Origin of the sequence: Haloarcula sp. H-GB4, assembly GCF_030848575.1 — an archaeon.
GTDB lineage: Archaea > Halobacteriota > Halobacteria > Halobacteriales > Haloarculaceae > Haloarcula.
The window spans coordinates 98,701-114,477 of sequence record NZ_JAVDDX010000006.1; the positions used below are offsets into that span (position 1 = coordinate 98,701).

At 53.4% G+C, this 15,777-nt stretch carries 20 protein-coding genes; 12 read left to right on the top strand and 8 right to left on the bottom strand.

Annotated features, from left to right (window positions below):
- Both phnH and phnG read right to left on the bottom strand, forming a co-directional pair.
- The gene (gene phnH / locus RBH20_RS20565; RefSeq protein WP_306712198.1) at window positions 1–552 is read right to left on the bottom strand and encodes a phosphonate C-P lyase system protein PhnH; all 552 of its coding nucleotides are present in this window, start codon (window positions 550–552) and stop codon (window positions 1–3) included.
- The gene (gene phnG, locus RBH20_RS20570) at window positions 549–992 is read right to left on the bottom strand and encodes a phosphonate C-P lyase system protein PhnG (RefSeq protein ID WP_306712200.1); all 444 of its coding nucleotides are present in this window, start codon (window positions 990–992) and stop codon (window positions 549–551) included. Before phnG ends, phnH begins: the two co-directional genes overlap by 4 nt.
- A 276-nt stretch (window positions 993–1,268) precedes the next feature.
- Here phnG and RBH20_RS20575 point away from each other — a divergent pair, with 276 nt between their 5' ends.
- The 3 genes from RBH20_RS20575 to phnE are packed head-to-tail and all read left to right on the top strand — an operon-like array spanning window position 1,269 to window position 4,081.
- A complete protein-coding gene (locus RBH20_RS20575; RefSeq protein WP_306712202.1) occupies window positions 1,269–2,330 on the top strand; it encodes a phosphate/phosphite/phosphonate ABC transporter substrate-binding protein in 1,062 nt (353 codons plus the stop codon).
- 9 nt (window positions 2,331–2,339) lie between these two features.
- The gene (gene phnC, locus RBH20_RS20580) at window positions 2,340–3,119 is read left to right on the top strand and encodes a phosphonate ABC transporter ATP-binding protein (RefSeq protein ID WP_306712204.1); all 780 of its coding nucleotides are present in this window, start codon (window positions 2,340–2,342) and stop codon (window positions 3,117–3,119) included.
- Window positions 3,116–4,081 (top strand): phosphonate ABC transporter, permease protein PhnE, encoded by a 966-nt coding sequence (phnE, locus tag RBH20_RS20585; protein WP_306712205.1) that lies wholly within the window; start codon window positions 3,116–3,118, stop codon window positions 4,079–4,081. The genes phnC and phnE overlap by 4 nt, the downstream gene beginning before the upstream one ends.
- Here the strand turns inward: phnE and RBH20_RS20590 are convergent.
- Window positions 4,078–4,947 carry a PhoU family transcriptional regulator gene (locus RBH20_RS20590; RefSeq protein ID WP_306712207.1) on the bottom strand — a complete coding sequence of 290 codons (870 nt, stop codon included), beginning with the start codon at window positions 4,945–4,947 and terminating at the stop codon, window positions 4,078–4,080. The genes phnE and RBH20_RS20590 overlap by 4 nt on opposite strands.
- 203 nt (window positions 4,948–5,150) lie before the next feature.
- Here RBH20_RS20590 and RBH20_RS20595 point away from each other — a divergent pair, with 203 nt between their 5' ends.
- A complete protein-coding gene (locus RBH20_RS20595) occupies window positions 5,151–6,173 on the top strand; it encodes a phosphate uptake regulator PhoU (protein WP_306712209.1) in 1,023 nt (340 codons plus the stop codon).
- 532 nt (window positions 6,174–6,705) lie between these two features.
- Here RBH20_RS20595 and RBH20_RS20605 read toward each other — a convergent pair.
- Together RBH20_RS20605 and RBH20_RS20610 are read right to left on the bottom strand one after the other, a co-directional pair.
- Window positions 6,706–8,412, bottom strand: a complete 1,707-nt coding sequence (locus tag RBH20_RS20605; RefSeq protein ID WP_306712211.1) for a transposase — start codon at window positions 8,410–8,412, stop codon at window positions 6,706–6,708.
- A gap of 89 nt (window positions 8,413–8,501) precedes the next feature.
- Window positions 8,502–9,095: a hypothetical protein gene (locus tag RBH20_RS20610; protein ID WP_306712213.1), complete on the bottom strand. Its 594-nt coding sequence runs from the start codon at window positions 9,093–9,095 to the stop codon at window positions 8,502–8,504.
- A gap of 416 nt (window positions 9,096–9,511) precedes the next feature.
- On the opposite strand from RBH20_RS20610, the gene RBH20_RS20615 reads away from it, so the two are divergent.
- Genes RBH20_RS20615 through RBH20_RS20630 form a run of 4 tightly spaced genes read left to right on the top strand, consistent with a single transcriptional unit; the run spans window position 9,512 to window position 11,547 of the window.
- On the top strand, window positions 9,512–9,859 hold the full coding sequence (locus tag RBH20_RS20615) for a hypothetical protein (protein ID WP_306712215.1): 348 nt from the start codon (window positions 9,512–9,514) through the stop codon (window positions 9,857–9,859).
- A gap of 5 nt (window positions 9,860–9,864) precedes the next feature.
- Window positions 9,865–10,734, top strand: a complete 870-nt coding sequence (locus RBH20_RS20620; protein ID WP_306712217.1) for an FAD:protein FMN transferase — start codon at window positions 9,865–9,867, stop codon at window positions 10,732–10,734.
- Complete coding sequence (locus tag RBH20_RS20625) at window positions 10,718–11,005, top strand: thrombospondin type 3 repeat-containing protein (protein ID WP_306712219.1); 288 nt, start codon at window positions 10,718–10,720, stop codon at window positions 11,003–11,005. Before RBH20_RS20620 ends, RBH20_RS20625 begins: the two co-directional genes overlap by 17 nt.
- Window positions 11,005–11,547 (top strand): hypothetical protein, encoded by a 543-nt coding sequence (locus RBH20_RS20630; protein ID WP_306712221.1) that lies wholly within the window; start codon window positions 11,005–11,007, stop codon window positions 11,545–11,547. Before RBH20_RS20625 ends, RBH20_RS20630 begins: the two co-directional genes overlap by 1 nt.
- Here the strand turns inward: RBH20_RS20630 and RBH20_RS20635 are convergent.
- Window positions 11,544–12,065, bottom strand: coding sequence for a metalloregulator ArsR/SmtB family transcription factor (locus RBH20_RS20635; RefSeq protein ID WP_306712223.1), 522 nt, complete (start codon window positions 12,063–12,065; stop codon window positions 11,544–11,546). The two genes, RBH20_RS20630 and RBH20_RS20635, sit on opposite strands and share 4 nt — an antisense overlap.
- A gap of 3 nt (window positions 12,066–12,068) precedes the next feature.
- The gene (locus RBH20_RS20640) at window positions 12,069–12,356 is read right to left on the bottom strand and encodes a hypothetical protein (RefSeq protein WP_306712225.1); all 288 of its coding nucleotides are present in this window, start codon (window positions 12,354–12,356) and stop codon (window positions 12,069–12,071) included.
- Window positions 12,357–12,679: 323 nt separating this feature from the next.
- Here RBH20_RS20640 and RBH20_RS20645 point away from each other — a divergent pair, with 323 nt between their 5' ends.
- Together RBH20_RS20645 and RBH20_RS20650 are read left to right on the top strand one after the other, a co-directional pair.
- Window positions 12,680–13,552, top strand: coding sequence for a ParA family protein (locus RBH20_RS20645; protein WP_306712227.1), 873 nt, complete (start codon window positions 12,680–12,682; stop codon window positions 13,550–13,552).
- Entirely contained in the window at window positions 13,549–13,944 is a 396-nt protein-coding gene (locus RBH20_RS20650; protein WP_080510005.1) for a hypothetical protein, read from the top strand. The genes RBH20_RS20645 and RBH20_RS20650 overlap by 4 nt, the downstream gene beginning before the upstream one ends.
- 188 nt (window positions 13,945–14,132) lie before the next feature.
- Here the strand turns inward: RBH20_RS20650 and RBH20_RS20655 are convergent, their stop codons facing one another.
- Window positions 14,133–14,459, bottom strand: a complete 327-nt coding sequence (locus RBH20_RS20655) for a PadR family transcriptional regulator (RefSeq protein WP_306712230.1) — start codon at window positions 14,457–14,459, stop codon at window positions 14,133–14,135.
- A 120-nt stretch (window positions 14,460–14,579) separates the two neighbouring features.
- On the opposite strand from RBH20_RS20655, the gene RBH20_RS20660 reads away from it, so the two are divergent.
- Window positions 14,580–14,858, top strand: a complete 279-nt coding sequence (locus RBH20_RS20660) for a hypothetical protein (protein WP_306712232.1) — start codon at window positions 14,580–14,582, stop codon at window positions 14,856–14,858.
- Between the two features lie 56 nt (window positions 14,859–14,914).
- The gene (locus tag RBH20_RS20665) at window positions 14,915–15,739 is read left to right on the top strand and encodes a hypothetical protein (RefSeq protein WP_306712234.1); all 825 of its coding nucleotides are present in this window, start codon (window positions 14,915–14,917) and stop codon (window positions 15,737–15,739) included.
- The last annotated feature ends 38 nt before the right edge of the window (window positions 15,740–15,777 follow it).

The window sequence follows — 15,777 nt, forward strand, 5'->3', positions numbered from 1 at the left end:
TCAAACCACCTCCATAGAGACAGACCGTGGTACTGCGACGATCTGGTCTCCGACGGTGAACACTACGTCGATACCGCGTGGATACGTCGACTGAGCTTGGTGAATCGAATCGAGTTCGGCGGCTGGTAGCCCAATGTGCACCGTCGTCGCATCTGAGACTCCCGGCCCTGACAGCGTAACGCTCGTCGAGCCGTTGGTATTACTGTTCGAAACCGACTCGACACGATATATTACTGTCGCCCCGTCACTGGGTTCAACGAGTGATCCACGGTCCAGCTCACCGACATCCCACGATGGCGCGCCGTGGGTGTGAACGATATCAGCATCTTCCGGTTGTGCGTCCTGCAGGCGGCCCTGCTCTGAAAGAGCCTTTTTTAGCGTACTATCTGGCGTGTAGGTTTTGACCTCGTGGTCAACGAGAGTCGCTACAACGGCATAGTCGGCCGGTTCATTCGGCGTCTGCTGGATCGTTCCAGGCCGACTCATCGCGTCACAAAGTGTTCGGAAGGTCTCACGTGTCCCGTGGACAGGATCGAGACCGAGTGATCTCATAATTCGTCCTCCATCGTCTCGAATTCGACCGCAGTATGACGGCTCTCATTCCACTCGTGTGTCTGTTCGGCTCGGCGGCTCTTGCCGACCGCTTCGAGCTTTTCCACTATTTTATCGCTCAACTCGTGGCGGGCCGCGACAGCAGCATCAACGATAGCCCCAGAAAGTGCGGCTCGTTCGGATTTCCCAGGCTGCATCGCAAAGCCGCGGTTCTGACTGAGCTTTACCTCCGCAGGAGTGACCACGACTTCGCCTAGGTTGAACGGGCGATGCTCAACAGGCTCACGTACCTGCTGCATAAGCAACTGTGGCTTCGGTTCCTGAAGGACCGTCATATTCGGATTCGGCTCGAGAATTTCATTCGCGAATCGAGCGAGTACGTCCTCATCACATGCAGCGATGAGCTCGAACCGATCCGAGCGGTCGTAGGCATCGTTCATACAAGCAACTTACAAAAGCCCCAACAATCCATTAAGCATTCTCTGAGTACTCTCTATTGGAATTTTCGAATGGAGGAAAAATGACCACCCCATGAAACAGAGTTTATAGAGCTATGTACGAAGGTTCAGGATACACATTCAAACCCAGATCAAAACGGATCGGTATCGAAAACAAGTCCTTCAGACGGTGATGGTAGCATAATTCGCTAACGGGGAAGGTCGCCTATACTCTACTCAGACAACGGTTATTGGGGAATCACCTAATCTTCAGTGTGTATGACCGCTAACCCAGAGGGATTCGATACCGAGCCAACATTCGATGTCAGCACTGAATCGACTGACCGTGCAGGATCGACAACTCGGCGAGGATTCATTGCTGGAGGTGTTGTAGCAATGGCCGGTGCTGCAGGGTGTCTTGGAAGCAGCCAAGGATCCGAAACAGACGGGGAAACTGTAACGTTTCTCCTCAAGCCCGTCGAGAACCCGCAGGACATGAAAGCCCAGTACGAGCCAGTAAAAAAACATCTCGAAGCGGAGATCGACGGTATTACAGTCGAAACGCCGGTATCTAATGGGTACTCCGGTGTCGAGCGGTCTCTAAAAAGTGGACGGGCTGAGTTATCGATTGGAGATATTGTTGCCTTTTCTTTCCCCGACCTCGTCGATGTTCTCGGAACGCAGTATCTCGCCGGAACATCATCGTTCTACTTCTCTATGCTCGTCACTAAACCAGAATACAATATTGAGAGCCTTACCGATCTCAGAGGAGCAGAAATTTCGTTCTGTGACGTCTTGTCAACGAGTGGATCTGTGTATCCGCTCTATGCACTCAAGGAAGCTGGACTTGATATCGGTGATGCGCCGACCGGAGATCCTGTCGATTTCAGTGGTACGTGGTCGAATCACGACCAATCGTTCAAGACCTTCATCGACAGAGAAAATATCAAAGCGAACGCCAACTACGGGAAACCCGCTTATCCTTACCTGACAGAAAGCCATCTCCAGGAGATCGGCGTGTTAGATCAAATTACTGAATACTCACCGTGGGCGGACAAGATCGGAACAAAAACTGATGAGCAGGAACTCGAAATCGCCTGGATCTCCGAGCGCGTTCCCTACGAGCCGGTAATCACGCGCGCTGATTGGGACTCTCCGAAACGTGAGGCAGTCGAACAGGCACTCATAGATATGACAGCCAGTGATCTTGAAGAATACCGATCGGGTGAAGACGTGTCACTGCCCATGACGGGGATCACCGACACGAGTATGGAAGACTACGAGGAAGTTCGAAAGCGAGTCACAGATCTTGGCGTTCTGGAAGCGAAAAAGGAAGAATAAGACTCAATTATGTTGAAGATATCAAATTTATCAAAGCGGTACGACGATACGACCGCATTAGAGGATGTTTCATTCGAAATAAACAACGATGAGTTCGTAGTTCTCCTCGGACCATCCGGCGCAGGAAAATCTACGCTTCTTCGTTGCTTGAATAACCTCACTACCCCTTCATCAGGCGAAATAACGATTGACGGGAAGACGCTAAACGACTCTCGGGCGGACGTCGGGATGGTATTTCAACAGCACAACCTCGTCGAGGATATGAGTGCTTTCAAAAACGCGCTAACGGGCGCGTTGCATGACACGCGGTTCGTCCGAAGTCTACTGGGGTGGTACGGAGAAGAGTCGAAGGCTGCCGCGCTAGAAGCCCTCCAAACAGTCGGACTTTTGGAAGAATCCCATCAGTCTGTTCAGAGCATGAGCGGTGGTCAACAGCAGCGAGTCGGGATCGCCCGCGCCCTCGTTCAGGAGCCCAGCCTCATGTTGGCCGACGAGCCAGTTGCGAGCCTTGATCCAGGAAGTGCAGAGGAGGTGATGGACTGTCTCCGCAGAGCTTCCCGGGAATGGAACACGCCGGTGATCGCAAGCCTGCATCAAATCAATATCGCCCAGGCGTTCGGAGACAGATTCATCGGCCTCCGCGAAGGTCAAGTAGTGTTCGATGGTGGTCCAAGTGAATTGACCACAGCGGTTCTTGATGATCTCTATCAAGGCGTTACAACAGTAACTGGCTCGCCGTCGACAACTCCGAACGACAGTGAGCAGCCCGTTACGGAGCTCAGAACATGAAAAAAGGGGTGTTCAAGCGGATTGGTCTCAATTCAGATGACTCCGCGAGGGGACGTAAACTGGCAGAACTCAAACGACGAACGTTTGTGAGTCGGATTAAAACAGTAACTATTCTTATATTCTTGGGATTCGGGCTGATGTTCGCGTACGATCAAGTCGGCTTCTCACTCCATGAGCTGGCAAAGTTTCTCCCCGACTTTCTGATTGCGATGGGAGACTATTTCCCAACCACAGCAGTATTCGGACTTCCAATCCTTGATTTCGGGCGGTACTGGTCATTCATCCAAGAGGAACAACTGTTCCGGGCAGCCATTGTTACGGTTTCCATCGCGTTTGCGGGTACGCTAATGGGAACGCCCGGCGCATTCCTACTGGGGGTGCTCGGAAGTGAGCGAGTAACACCGTTCCCGTTCAATTTCATCTTTCGGTCGGTTATGAGCATTATCCGATCTATCCCTGCATTGGTGTGGGCACTCATTTTCATCCCGCTTGGCGGGGTCTCACCGCTGACCGGGACGCTCGCGATCACCGTCGACACGATGGGATATCTCGGACGGTTGTTCACTGACGAACTCGAAGAAATCGATACAGGGGTAATAGAGGGAGTTGCAAGTACTGGAGCGAGTAAACCCCAAACTGTGATTTTCGGGATGATTAGCCAGGTCGCACGTCAGTATCTCGCTTGGTTTCTATTTATCCTCGAATTCAACGTGCGGGTGGCTGTCCAACTCGGCCTGATCGGGGCTGGTGGACTCGGGTACACCTTGCTCGTGCAGCGCCAGACGTTCAACTACACCAATATGATGGCGACTATCCTTGTTGTCATCGTCGTCGTTCTGAGCGTTGAAATAACGAGCACACGAATTAGGGCCCGCCTCCGGAAAGAAGAAGCCCCCGGCATAATTGAACTCATACTCGGGTTACCGGAGCGGTTAGCGAGAATGTCTCCCTCAAAAGATTAGAGTTCGACGTGACCGGGATCGAGTCCAGTATGAACCTGGACGGCGAGTTCACCGACGTTGACCCAGTGGTGAATGATCCGTTCCACCGTTCTGATTAAGACCACCAGATGTCCGTAGATATCGACATCAAACGCTGTCGCCAGTTCATACAATTCGGACATCTGACGGTGGATCTGTTTCTCGGTACTGTGTAGTGTTGATATCTGTGAGACATCGCCCTCGAAAAGAATTGTCTCAACGATATCAGAAATTTTCTCACCTGAGTCAAAAATATCGAGGAGCCGGGTTTTGACTGTTCCAGAAGGAGCGGCGTCTGCTTGGGAGATGACCTCTGAAATAAAGCTGGAACGGTCACCGACGATTTCGAGGTCCTTCGCGATTGATGCCAAATCTGCCGCTACCCGATTGCCTGGCCACTTAGTCGAGAGCGTGTACGATCTAAGTTCGCTTAGTACAGCGCCGTATCGTTCGTTTGTTACGGGCTCTAATTCCTCGGCTGTTCGCGGAGGATTGTCACCCAAAAAGGTAGTCTTTGCCGCTTGGTATTGTTTAAGAACGTTATCATAAAGCGATTGGAATAAATCAAGTATATGATTTCCATCGTCAGTCCCATCCAAAGTCTTGTTCTGCAGGGGTGATACAGCGTCTGCGGTCTTGTATACCGCATCGTTGTCGATGACGTAGGACTTCGTAATCACTCCTTCTGATTTGAGTTCCTGAAATATCTCTGATATATAATGGGTCGATAAATCCAGCTGGTCTGCAAGGTCCTCTTTGGTTTCAGGGGCGGTCGCGTCGATTGCTTCGATGACGTGTGAAACGGTCGCTTCTCTGCCAGTTGGCTGGTTCAATTGATGCCAAGACATCTCTGTTACCACAGATCCATCCAGTGAGTCTTAACGGTGGCCTGTGGAGAGTATAGAGACTATGTACAGCAGAAACCAATCTGGGACAAACACAGATAGTGCTCAATGGTAGGTATACCTAGGATACTATTAGAGAGATATGTACAGCACTATATTGGTGTTATAAGATTTTAAGGATAATTCCTAAAGAGTGTAGAGTATCTATGGAGACACGAAAGGTGCAGCTAACCGGCGGCACGACGTATACAGTCTCACTTCCAAAGCCATGGGCTTCTGAACACGGCATCGAGTCCGGGTCACTTTTGTACCTATATCCGAACGAGGATGGGTCCATTCTTATCGAACCTGAATCGTCTTCTGCAGGAGGTGCATACACAGCAACCGTCGATATTCAGTCATACAGCGAGGACGAACTGATTCAAGCAGTTTATGCGCTGTATCTCTGTGGATGCGATTCAATTACGCTCGTCGATTCAACAGGAGATGTGTCGGACCGAAAACAAACTATTCAGTCTTTCCTCCCACATCTCATCGGCTTCGAAGTTATGGAAGCAACAAACAAAAAATTGATTTTGGAGAATCTTACCAATGCTGAGAGTATCTCTGTTCGGAAGAGCGCACTACGCCTACGACTTATTGTACTCTCAATGCAAGAGGATGCACTCGTCGCTTTCGTTGAAAATGACCACAAGCTAGCTGAGCAGGTTATTGACCGTGATGACGAGGTTGATAAACTTCTTGCACTGGTAATGCGGCACTTCCAACGGTCCTTGGAGAGTCTGGACGAGATTGCACAACTCAATATGTCGCGTGCAGAACTCTTCGAGTACTATTACACCACACGGCAACTTGAACGCGTAGGCGATCACGCTGAAAAAATAGCTGAGTTAGTTATGAGCCAATCAGAACCGATTCCAGAAGAATTACGTGAAAAAATATGCCAGCTCGGGGAAGCATCTCGCAAAATAATAGAAGATTCATCAAACATCATTTTGTCTGATATTGATATCTCAAAAGCGTTCAAAATATTACAGGTTCGTGATGATGTTGTATCCGACATCACGCAGCTGGATCGCGAACTCTACGATCACGAGAATGCAAAAATCGCGCATCAGCTTGGTCTGATACTCGATAGTCTCAGAAGGAGTGCTGACTATGGGGCGAATATTGCTGAAGCAGCAATTCAAAATTCGGCCCGTACTGGCACGCTCCCGGACCAACGGTGAATGACATCGATTCCAGTATGATTTTTTTAACAGTCGATATCAAGTAGCATCGCTGGATTGGCAGCAGTAATTCGCTCGCGTCCGAGAACAAAACCATAAGTGTATACGCTCTGTTTCGTGGTCCTCGGAGTATTGATGGGCGAACTCGCGTAGTGCATCGCTCTTAATTCCCCGAACACACCAGTCTCGACAGCATCCTCGATGAGGAGATCCAAGCCGTCAGGGTAAAAACCAGTAATTCGTATCATAGTTCTATTCCAAACGACCACTCGATACTATTTGTGAACAACGCCAGATTCCGTATGCATTGAGAAAGCTAGTCTCAACTACTGCGCTCAATTGGGAAGTTGAGACTACGGCGGGTTTAGCGGGGCTGTAATGCGTTAATTTGGCCGATTCGGTCAGCGGAAACTGCCCCAGATGGCTCTCCAAGCGGCTGTTCTTATCACATAGACAACTATAGGGGCTAATTTTCGAGACTTCCAGCAGCGTAGCCACTCAGACGGCACGCTAATCCGAACAGAGTACCTCACTACCCGATTCCAGTTTCTTTCTTCAGCAGTGTCAGCGTATTGTCGGCTGTCACGATCGGCGAGTGCTCGTACTCCCCAGTCAATTCAACCTGGACGAGCAGATCGACTGCCCGCCAGATAGAGTACAGCAGACACGCGAACGCGAAGTAGAAGAACCGAAGCCCGAAATTCTTTGATGTAGTGGCAGCCATGAATCGCTTTATCGACCTGTAGCCACTCTCGATTTCCCACCTGTAGCCATACTCCGTGAGGTGGCCACTGGCCCCATTCGTCATGAACACCGAGTACTGCCGATGATCGTCGTGTTCAGAGTTCTCTTTGCGTCGGTAGACCAGCGTCGTCTCGTGCCACTCGTTCTTCCCGAGATGGAGTTTGCGGTCAGTCTCGTACCGGTCCTGGTCACGCTGAAGCAATCGCTTGGCCTGGGCCTTCTCGCTGGTCTGCATCCGCTTGGGAACGACGTACGAGAGTCCGCGCTGGCTGATCATCTCCAGAACGTGCTGGCTATCGAACTCCCGATCCATCAGCACGTTATCGACGTGAACGAGGTCCTCAGCCGAATCCAGCAAGTCCTCGACGATTTCCTTGCGTGACTCGCCTTTCCGCACGGGGCGAGCATCGATGACGAGTGGAACAGCGTTACCGACCAGCTGGACTGTCGCCCACTGGTAGGCGTATTCGTCGGTCTTCTCCTTCGTTCCGATGATCTCGTCCTCGTGGCCCGTACGGTCGCCCGTGAAGGAGTCAGCTTCGGTGATGTCGATTGCGATGACCCCCGCTCGAAAGAACTGCTCTGTCTCCGCAACTTCGTTCAGAAGCCGAGTGATGGCTTGCCGGTACATCTCTCGCATTTGGTCAATCGAGAGATCGCGAATCTGCTCGCGATGGGCGTGACCTAACGGCGTTCGCTCACGAGTCGACTCGTAGGTGAAACTACGAGCGCCCTCGTTCGCGGCGAGCCGCTCGCGAAGTCCGAGATACGTCTGTAAGTCCCAGTAGGCGTTCTCGTGTATCTCACAGCTGTCGCCACGGTCCAGCGAGAACGCCGGAAAGACGACACGGCTGACGTAGTCAGTGATCTTCGCTGCTTCTTCCAAAACGGTCTGTTCGTCCGGATCGGTCGCACTAGACTCGTCGTCGTGGTACTGGAGCTTCCGTTCCGGGTCACGAGGAATCGCAACACCGGCATTCTGTGCGTTGATGAGAATCGTCCGCGCCGTCCTCTCGACTGTCTCACGGAGGTCAGCACTGAATCGCTGGTTCCAACTGCGCCAGAGTGTCGACTGGTCGGGGACGGAGTCGAACCCGAGCGAGTGACGGGGTCCCGGGTGCTGCCGGAGATACTCGACGAGCGCGGTTTCGTGGCTCCAGCCGTGTATCTCTTTCAGCAGGAACGCCCTGAAGAGCTGTGGCATCTCGTATCGAGTCGGACCAGAGTACTGGTCGTGGGAATTGAACTCCACGTAGGATAGTGGATACTGACAGACGAACCCCTCGACCGAGTTGTGAGCGCTGTGTTCGAACCAGATCCCCGAGACGGTCCGGATATCCTCTGTGAGCGCTGTCAGTGAACTTTGGTCGTACAGTGGCGTCGAGTCGTAGGCCGGCCAATCGACGTGCGGGCGTTGAGCGATTCGTCGAAAGACATCACGACGGGAAGTGTCACTCGGGACCACTAGAACACCCTGCCTCTGACTCGTGTCCATCGAAAGATGTGCGGCACTGTCCGAAACGGGCTAATTCAAACTTTGCCGTCATTCCTCTACTATCAGGCTGAGTCGAGACCACGGGAAGGTCAGTCACCGATTGCGGTGATAATGTGGAGGACGAGGACGATAGCAGTAACAACAGTCAGCAAGACGTGTACTCGTCGCCATCCTGAAAAGAGAGTCTCTTTGGTGACGGTCAGCACACGGCCAACGACTGACGGTGTCTCATCTCCTCGTCCAAGCCGGACGACGTGTCGATGTAGATATCGACCGTACAGGCCACTCGCCACCTCTACACCGAGTAAGACAGCAACTCCGAGACCGAGGCCTTCCCACTCTTCGACAGCAATGAAGTGTGGCAGCGTTAGTGCCGTCCCGATGAGAACGACCCACTGGTGTGTTTGTAACTGATATCGACGGTATTGCACTGGCAGCAATCGCTTTCGCTTTACAATACTGTACCCGAGGACACCGAGGACGAGAAAGACAATGCCAGCTTCAACCACACCAATGTACGGGGCCTCACTCACTTCGCCACCAATGCCCCACCAATCTCCAATCAGACTAGCGCCTGTCTCATCTTCGTCCGAATCCTCTGCATCTTCACTTTCCTCACCATCCAATTCGTCCACGCCCGCAATAGGGGAAAGTGACTGTTCTGTTGCGTTGAGATTTTCCACAACTGCATGATCACCACCTACTGGTGATGCCCCTGCTTGAACAGTGCCGACTCCACTAACGACTAGCAGGAGTACAACGACCAGACTTGCTCGCTGTAAACGAGTCTGCATAGAAATACGTAGATACAACGCCGAAAAGTTCGTTCGCGTCCATCTATCGAATCCTCGTACAACCGCCGAATCATTCCGTACGCAGAGCAAACCGGGGATCGCCAGTAGTGCCAGCTGCTCGATAACGAAGTCACAGACATACTCAGAATCCACCTCGCGCTCTGAACCGATTCGATAGCTGTACGAAAATTCGATGGTTGGACGCGAACGCCTTACTAAGGCTGTCTCAACCCTCTATCTGCAATGGCAGAACGCAACGACCGACACATCGAAAATAGTGGTTCTGAACCGAGGGGTAGCTAATCATGCGCGTTCCCGTCCCGAAAAACAAACTCGTCGCCTTCACGCTCGTCGGTGCGCTCCTCACAGCTGGTGTCGCCGGATCCCTTGCGCTGCCCGGTGGCGGCCTCGCGCAGACTGGCGAGCAACCTAACTCACCAGATACGCCTGGGTCAGACGACTCACAACAGGTTACTGCGGATGCGCCGACGCCGAATCAGGAGTTTACCCCCGCAGTCCAGACACAGTCCGGATACGAGGACGAAGAACACGAGGAGTATGAAGAGGACGACGAGGATGAAGACGACGAGAAAGAATACGAAGAGGAACACGAGGACGAAGAACACGAGGAAGAACACGAAGAGGACGAGTGACCGAGATGATGGGATCGCTCGCATCGGTCTACGAACGGTTCGGGGACACCTACCGCGAGTTCGAGTGTTGTGACACGACGTTTCGGATTCAGGCGACGGGTGTTCGGGCCGAGGCTGGGGCAACTGCGGCTCGAAAAACGGCTGAATCACTCGAAGCCCAGCTGAACGCCTTCGATGCGGCGAGTGCCGTCAGTCAGCTCAACCGTGAAGGAGAAGTCAGGAACGAACACGTTGCCCGAATCGTTCGCCGTGGAATCGAATACAACGACCGGACCGGCGGGGTGTTCGATATTCACCAGGGCCGCGTCGAACACGACCTCAAGACGTTCCTGCGTGGTGACAGCGAAACACCACCAACGGAGTTTGATACCGGAACTGTCCAAACCCGCGGATCTCACATCACGACTGACGTCGAACTCGACCTCAATGGCCTTGCCAAAGGGTACATCGTTGATCGGGCCAGCGAGGCACTCGGCGGCGTCGGCCGACGTGGGTTCGTCAGTGGTGGCGGTGATATGTCCCCACCGACGGGACCTGTCGCCATCGAGAGCCCGTACGGTGACGACACACCGCTGAAGGTCCTCGACACGGACTGGTACGTCGCAACATCCGGCGGATACCGACGGTCGCGAAACGGTACTGACCACGTCTACGATCCGACCACCGAATCGCTCGGCTCCCGTCACGAGTCCGTCACCGTCGTGGCGCGCCGAGACTGTATGGAAGCCGACGCCCTGGCGACAACCCTCGCAGCACTCCCACTTGCCGAGGCACGCGAATTAGCATCAGAATGGGAGGGTCTGGAGGCACTCATCATCCACGACGGCGTCTTTCATCCAACAGAAGGGTTTGAGACACATGTCCTGGACACATAAGCAACGAATCACCGTCGTAGCAATCGTCGTCTTAGTGGTGGCTGTCCCTGCGCTCTGGCAGATCGGAGACGTGCGTGCCACCCAAGCGACCGAACAAAAACAAAGCGACCTCGCCGACCAGACCGTTTCGACGCGACAGGCCCCAGCCGATTACGATGGTGATGGTATCAACGACTCCGCGGATAAGTGTCCGACACGACCGGAAACGAAAAACGGGTTCCAGGACGCGGACGGCTGTCCCGATGTCGTCGAAACGACGGGGGCATCGTGATGTCACAGCTCATCTGGCTCCTCGACCGAGGTGCCGCACTCGTGACGTATCCGGCGTTGTATCTGGCAGTTCTCACGGGAATTCTCTACAACACGGAGTCGTTTGGAATGCTCCACGAGGCCGCTCAACGAATCCATATCGAACTGTCCGTGTTCGCGATGATCGTCACGTTGCTACACGCGGGACTCGGTGTCCTTGATGCGTGGTTCGTCGCCACCGGACAGGTTCCAGCGCCGGCATACTCGATGCCGTACTTTCTGGGCGGCATCGCCGTCGGTGCGGGGGCACTGCTTATGCTCGTCGTCGCGGTGCTTGGCTTTACTGATGCAAAACGCTTCCAGCGCCCCTGGGGCCCACGCGTCGTCCACTCATTCGCATATGCTGGGTTCGCCTTCGGGACAATTCACGCGGCCGCAATCGGGACTGATCTGACGGGACTCATCCGTCCTCTGCTGGGACCCTCAGTGGCGTTTCTCGTGTACGTGCTCCTGTTGCGTCTGTTGGTGCTTCGGGGGATTCCGCCGAACACGACCCCGGGTTAGTAGCTGTCCCAGAGGCCTAGGATACGGTCGACGACTTTGTCTGTGAACGAGCGCCGGTGAACCGTATAGAGGTACTCGACGCGATCGGGATCGCTGACCTCGTAGACGACACTCCGGCCGTCGCGTTCTTTCGTGACGAGGTCAGCCTCGGCGAGCTTCGAAAGATGCCACGAGACGGTCGATTGGGCCTTGTCGATTCGGTCGCTCAGTTCGGTCGTCGAGAGCGGACCGTCCGTGAGAAGATGTGCGAGGATGCGGCGACTGTATTCCCGGCGCAGCGCGTTCATCACTGTTCGATCGGCTTCGTCGAACTCGGCAGCCGGATAGTACCGCGTGTACTTGCCGTCGTCCGAGACGTCGATCAGGTCTTCATCGGCGAGCCACCTGAGCTGGTACTGGAGCGTCCCTTGTGCGTACTCAAGATCGTCAAGGAGCGCGCGAAAGTGAATCCCGGGCGTATCGGCTATCCGCTGGTAGATTTCCCGCCGAGAGGCCAATTCGAGATCCGGGTCCGACATTGCTCAGTCCCGCGTCAAAGCGACGAAAAACGCCAGGAGGCCACCGAGGATCAGGATTGCACTCCCGTGTTCGAGTAATTCCAGCGTAGCGTACGGGAAGTACGGGAGCAGCGGGTACTCGAGAAACACGATGAGTCCGTAGATAGCGAACATCGCGTACCCGAGCGTAACGATCCACATACGACGATCACGTTCCCGCCGCCATGCGAGGAAGCTGAGTACACTCAGGCCTGCAGCGAGGACGAAGATACCCAGACTGACGTATTGTTCGAGGAGTTGAGCGAGTGGCATACGTTGTACCTGTGCACACAGCCGGTGCGACGTGCTCGGCGATCGATACAATTCAATCGAAGGGGGTAGCGGGGAAAACGATTGGCGTTCAACCGTCGAATCCAATCTTATGCATTAAGACTACCAGTCTCAACTACTCCGCTCAAATTCTGTCCTTTGACAAACAACATAATTCTAGGACTCTAAGATAGGCCGGCTAGTTCGTGGGAATTCAGAGGTCTCAGCGGTTACGATAGCTCGGAGACGATTCCATGTCTGACTATATTTTATATAGCATGAACCTATAGGATATACCTATATGGTACAGTTACAGGGTGGTAATGATGTCTGAGACACGCCGTGCAGCACTATACCTCGATAAAGGAGGTACCGGAAAAACAACAAGTGCGGTTCATTTGGGCGCTGCACTCAATGACCTCGGTTATAGTGTGCTTGTAGTAGACTTAGCCGGGAAGCAGGGGGATTGCGCTGATGCACTCGGCATTCTCGGAGAGGTCCAGACTGACATTGAGAATGAGGACGACTTCCCAAATGTTGCGACAACGATGGGAAGTCGGTGGAGCGACGTAGCAGATATGGTCGGAGACGAGGAGGCTGTTGACCGACTGGTCTACCAGACTAACGCCGGCATCGATCTTATTCCGGCACACCCGGATCTTGATGGACTGGATGCAGACCTAGGCAACATTGATAACGTTGACGAACGGTATAATCGACTCCAAACATTCTTAGACGAGTTTGTGGAGCCAGTCAACCGGTGGGACGTAGTCCTACTGGATATGCCAGGACTCGCTAACAATATCACTTATAATGGCCTTTGGGCCGCTCAGAACGTTGTGACACCAGTCAGTATGGGTAGTTTCGAGCTTAAGCAAGCGCGCTCGCTTGAAGATGATCTTGAACAGATCCGCTCGAACTACGGGCAAGAAGTACGACTAAGAATGCTCATTCCGAATCTGTTTGACAGGCGGACTACGCTTCATGCTGACCTCTTGGAACGCTTCGAGAACGAGTTCGCGGATCTCGTGGCTCCAGAATTTGTCGTTGACTCACAGCAAATTCGGACCGTCACTGAAGCGGGTCAAACGTTGTTTGATCTCAATGAAGATAACCTTCTAAAGACTGGCAAAGATGCGCGTGATGCATTCCTTGCAAACGCTGAAGAACTGTACTACCGACTTGGAGAGAGCCAATGACAGATAACGATATTGATGAGAGATTAGATGAACTGCGAGAAGAGGAATCAACCGGAAACCGCTTAGATCGCGATGATCCCCAAAATCAGGCCTCTTTCGTTGATGTCCTTGTTGACGCGCTTGACTCAGCCGAAGCTGGGGACCTCTCTGAGACAGTTACTGCATATGACCCGACACTTGCAGCTGTCCTTCAGGCACTTGAGGAGGATGATCGAATGGACGATATATTTAATCAATTACGTGAGGCGTACGACGGAGAGTCAGGCCTCACAGACGAAAGCCGAAGCGCTATTATTCGACTAGCCGTCCGTGTAGGGCTTCAAGAGGGTACTGACGATGTCATGGATGACCTCAAGCAAGCCGTTGAAGATCGCCGGACAACCACCATCTAGTCCCTGTTAGTACAGCTGTAGCCAATGGAATTGTCCTATACCTAAACCCTATAGCAAAAACCTATAGTTTTAGCCTATAGCTTGAGACTCAGGGTTGAAGTCGTGTAACCGCTTCTTGAAAACTATCACTAACCTCGGTCACGTAACCAATTCTCTGGAAAATTCCGATCTACACTCTTTCAAGATCACTACACAGAAAGCTCGTCAATCGGAGCCAGATACTGATTTTCCCACTCTCGATGGCCTTGGAGGTCTCGCACGCCACGCCTTGTCAGTCGATACTTGTTTCCTCGTCCGTTCTTATCCATTTTCTTGATAAGCCCTTTCTCAGCCATTTCGTCCAGTTGCGGATACACACGTCCGACTGTGATCTCCTCGGCATAGTATTCCTGCAGTTCGGCGGTGAGTTCTGTCCCCATCGGATCGTCCATGCCTGCGATCACGACTAGCATATCACGTTTGAAACTATTCACATCGTACATCCTGTCAAACCAAACGCCACGTCCGAGAGTCATAATCTTATTTATTCGCACTCATCTGAACCCGCCTTGGTAGCCTCCTGAAGCGCTGTATCGACCCTTTACCTTACACACAATGTTGTTTTATGCAGCCCTCGCAGCCGGAGGCATCACACAATGTCCAATCCATCAGACGACGCATTGCTGACAGAACTCGCAACCTACCAGAACCGGAAGCTCCTACTCTGGCAGCTCGCAGCAGACGGACGCTCGTTCTGTGGTATCCAGTTTGTCGCTCGGGAGCACGACCTGCAGAACGCGCCCGTCGACAAACAAGTCCAAGCCTTCGTCGATGATATGCTCTCGGATGGAGAGGTTCGACCAGAATACGACGCAATGGCGGACTGGGAAGCCCTGGAAGCGAACCACGGCGACACCGCCGACCAGTACCTCTAGGTCAGGCTCACTCCAGTAGCGATTTTGTGTCGCCTCCATGGCTGGAGGCTTTCCAGATGTTGCCTACAGACGAACCACCGTTTGACCCGATCTTCGTCGATGAACCGCTGCTGATCCCAAACTACAAAAAGACGATCATCAGCAAAGTCGGCTTACCGTTCTACGCCGACGTTGACCGCCCCGATGAAGTGCCCGCTGATGAGCGCGAGCGAACCATCGACCTCGCAGAACGAATCCTGCGCGCCGGCGGCGTCCGAACCGGCTTCGGGCACCACGAAGAAGTCCGAACCTCGATGGAGTCGTGGGCTCCCGATGCTGGCGAGGATCGCGACGCTGACCCCGGTTACTGGCGGTCGTCAGTCCTCTTGATGTCGCCCCAAGAGATGAACTTCGGACAACTAAACGGCGAACCCGAGGAGAGGTACAAGAAGGCCAAGACCGTGCTTGCGTGGGCCGCCGACTGTATCGACAGCGACGTCCCTCAGGAGATCGAGCGGTCCCAAGCCGGGGACATCAAGCAAGCATGGCGCGACGCCGCAGAAGCCGAACTGACTCAACGAAAGATCGACCGGTTTGCTGAGGACCCGCCAGACAAACTCGATGGGTGGACGAAACTTGACGCCAACCACGACGCTGTTGAAGTGGCCTACGTCGCTGACAACCACGGGACGCCGTCGGTTGCAGCCGTGTTTGAGGGTGCCGACGGCGATTTAGAGGCCCACGAGTTCACGCTAGAAGAGTGGCAAGAGAACGACGGCAATCCTCGCGAGGCAAGGCCAAATCGGTACTGTGTCACGACTGACGGCGACGGGGCCTACGCCCAACTCCGCTCCCATCTGTTGACCTTCGAGGTCGAGCCGATGGAGGCACTCGAAGTGTAGATCATTCCTTCGCTCAGTACAGAGGAGCGAGATATCGT

What these genes read in the sequence shown, in the direction of transcription:
- phnH (WP_306712198.1), bottom strand. Translation starts at nt 552, where the DNA reads ATGAGATCACTCGGTCTCGATCCTGTCCACGGGACACGTGAGACCTTC.
- phnG (WP_306712200.1), bottom strand. Translation starts at nt 992, where the DNA reads ATGAACGATGCCTACGACCGCTCGGATCGGTTCGAGCTCATCGCTGCA.
- RBH20_RS20575 (WP_306712202.1), top strand. Translation starts at nt 1,269, where the DNA reads ATGACCGCTAACCCAGAGGGATTCGATACCGAGCCAACATTCGATGTC.
- phnC (WP_306712204.1), top strand. Translation starts at nt 2,340, where the DNA reads ATGTTGAAGATATCAAATTTATCAAAGCGGTACGACGATACGACCGCA.
- phnE (WP_306712205.1), top strand. Translation starts at nt 3,116, where the DNA reads ATGAAAAAAGGGGTGTTCAAGCGGATTGGTCTCAATTCAGATGACTCC.
- RBH20_RS20590 (WP_306712207.1), bottom strand. Translation starts at nt 4,947, where the DNA reads ATGTCTTGGCATCAATTGAACCAGCCAACTGGCAGAGAAGCGACCGTT.
- RBH20_RS20595 (WP_306712209.1), top strand. Translation starts at nt 5,151, where the DNA reads ATGGAGACACGAAAGGTGCAGCTAACCGGCGGCACGACGTATACAGTC.
- RBH20_RS20605 (WP_306712211.1), bottom strand. Translation starts at nt 8,412, where the DNA reads ATGGACACGAGTCAGAGGCAGGGTGTTCTAGTGGTCCCGAGTGACACT.
- RBH20_RS20615 (WP_306712215.1), top strand. Translation starts at nt 9,512, where the DNA reads ATGCGCGTTCCCGTCCCGAAAAACAAACTCGTCGCCTTCACGCTCGTC.
- RBH20_RS20620 (WP_306712217.1), top strand. Translation starts at nt 9,865, where the DNA reads ATGATGGGATCGCTCGCATCGGTCTACGAACGGTTCGGGGACACCTAC.
- RBH20_RS20625 (WP_306712219.1), top strand. Translation starts at nt 10,718, where the DNA reads ATGTCCTGGACACATAAGCAACGAATCACCGTCGTAGCAATCGTCGTC.
- RBH20_RS20630 (WP_306712221.1), top strand. Translation starts at nt 11,005, where the DNA reads ATGTCACAGCTCATCTGGCTCCTCGACCGAGGTGCCGCACTCGTGACG.
- RBH20_RS20635 (WP_306712223.1), bottom strand. Translation starts at nt 12,065, where the DNA reads ATGTCGGACCCGGATCTCGAATTGGCCTCTCGGCGGGAAATCTACCAG.
- RBH20_RS20640 (WP_306712225.1), bottom strand. Translation starts at nt 12,356, where the DNA reads ATGCCACTCGCTCAACTCCTCGAACAATACGTCAGTCTGGGTATCTTC.
- RBH20_RS20645 (WP_306712227.1), top strand. Translation starts at nt 12,680, where the DNA reads ATGTCTGAGACACGCCGTGCAGCACTATACCTCGATAAAGGAGGTACC.
- RBH20_RS20650 (WP_080510005.1), top strand. Translation starts at nt 13,549, where the DNA reads ATGACAGATAACGATATTGATGAGAGATTAGATGAACTGCGAGAAGAG.
- RBH20_RS20655 (WP_306712230.1), bottom strand. Translation starts at nt 14,459, where the DNA reads ATGACTCTCGGACGTGGCGTTTGGTTTGACAGGATGTACGATGTGAAT.
- RBH20_RS20660 (WP_306712232.1), top strand. Translation starts at nt 14,580, where the DNA reads ATGTCCAATCCATCAGACGACGCATTGCTGACAGAACTCGCAACCTAC.
- RBH20_RS20665 (WP_306712234.1), top strand. Translation starts at nt 14,915, where the DNA reads ATGTTGCCTACAGACGAACCACCGTTTGACCCGATCTTCGTCGATGAA.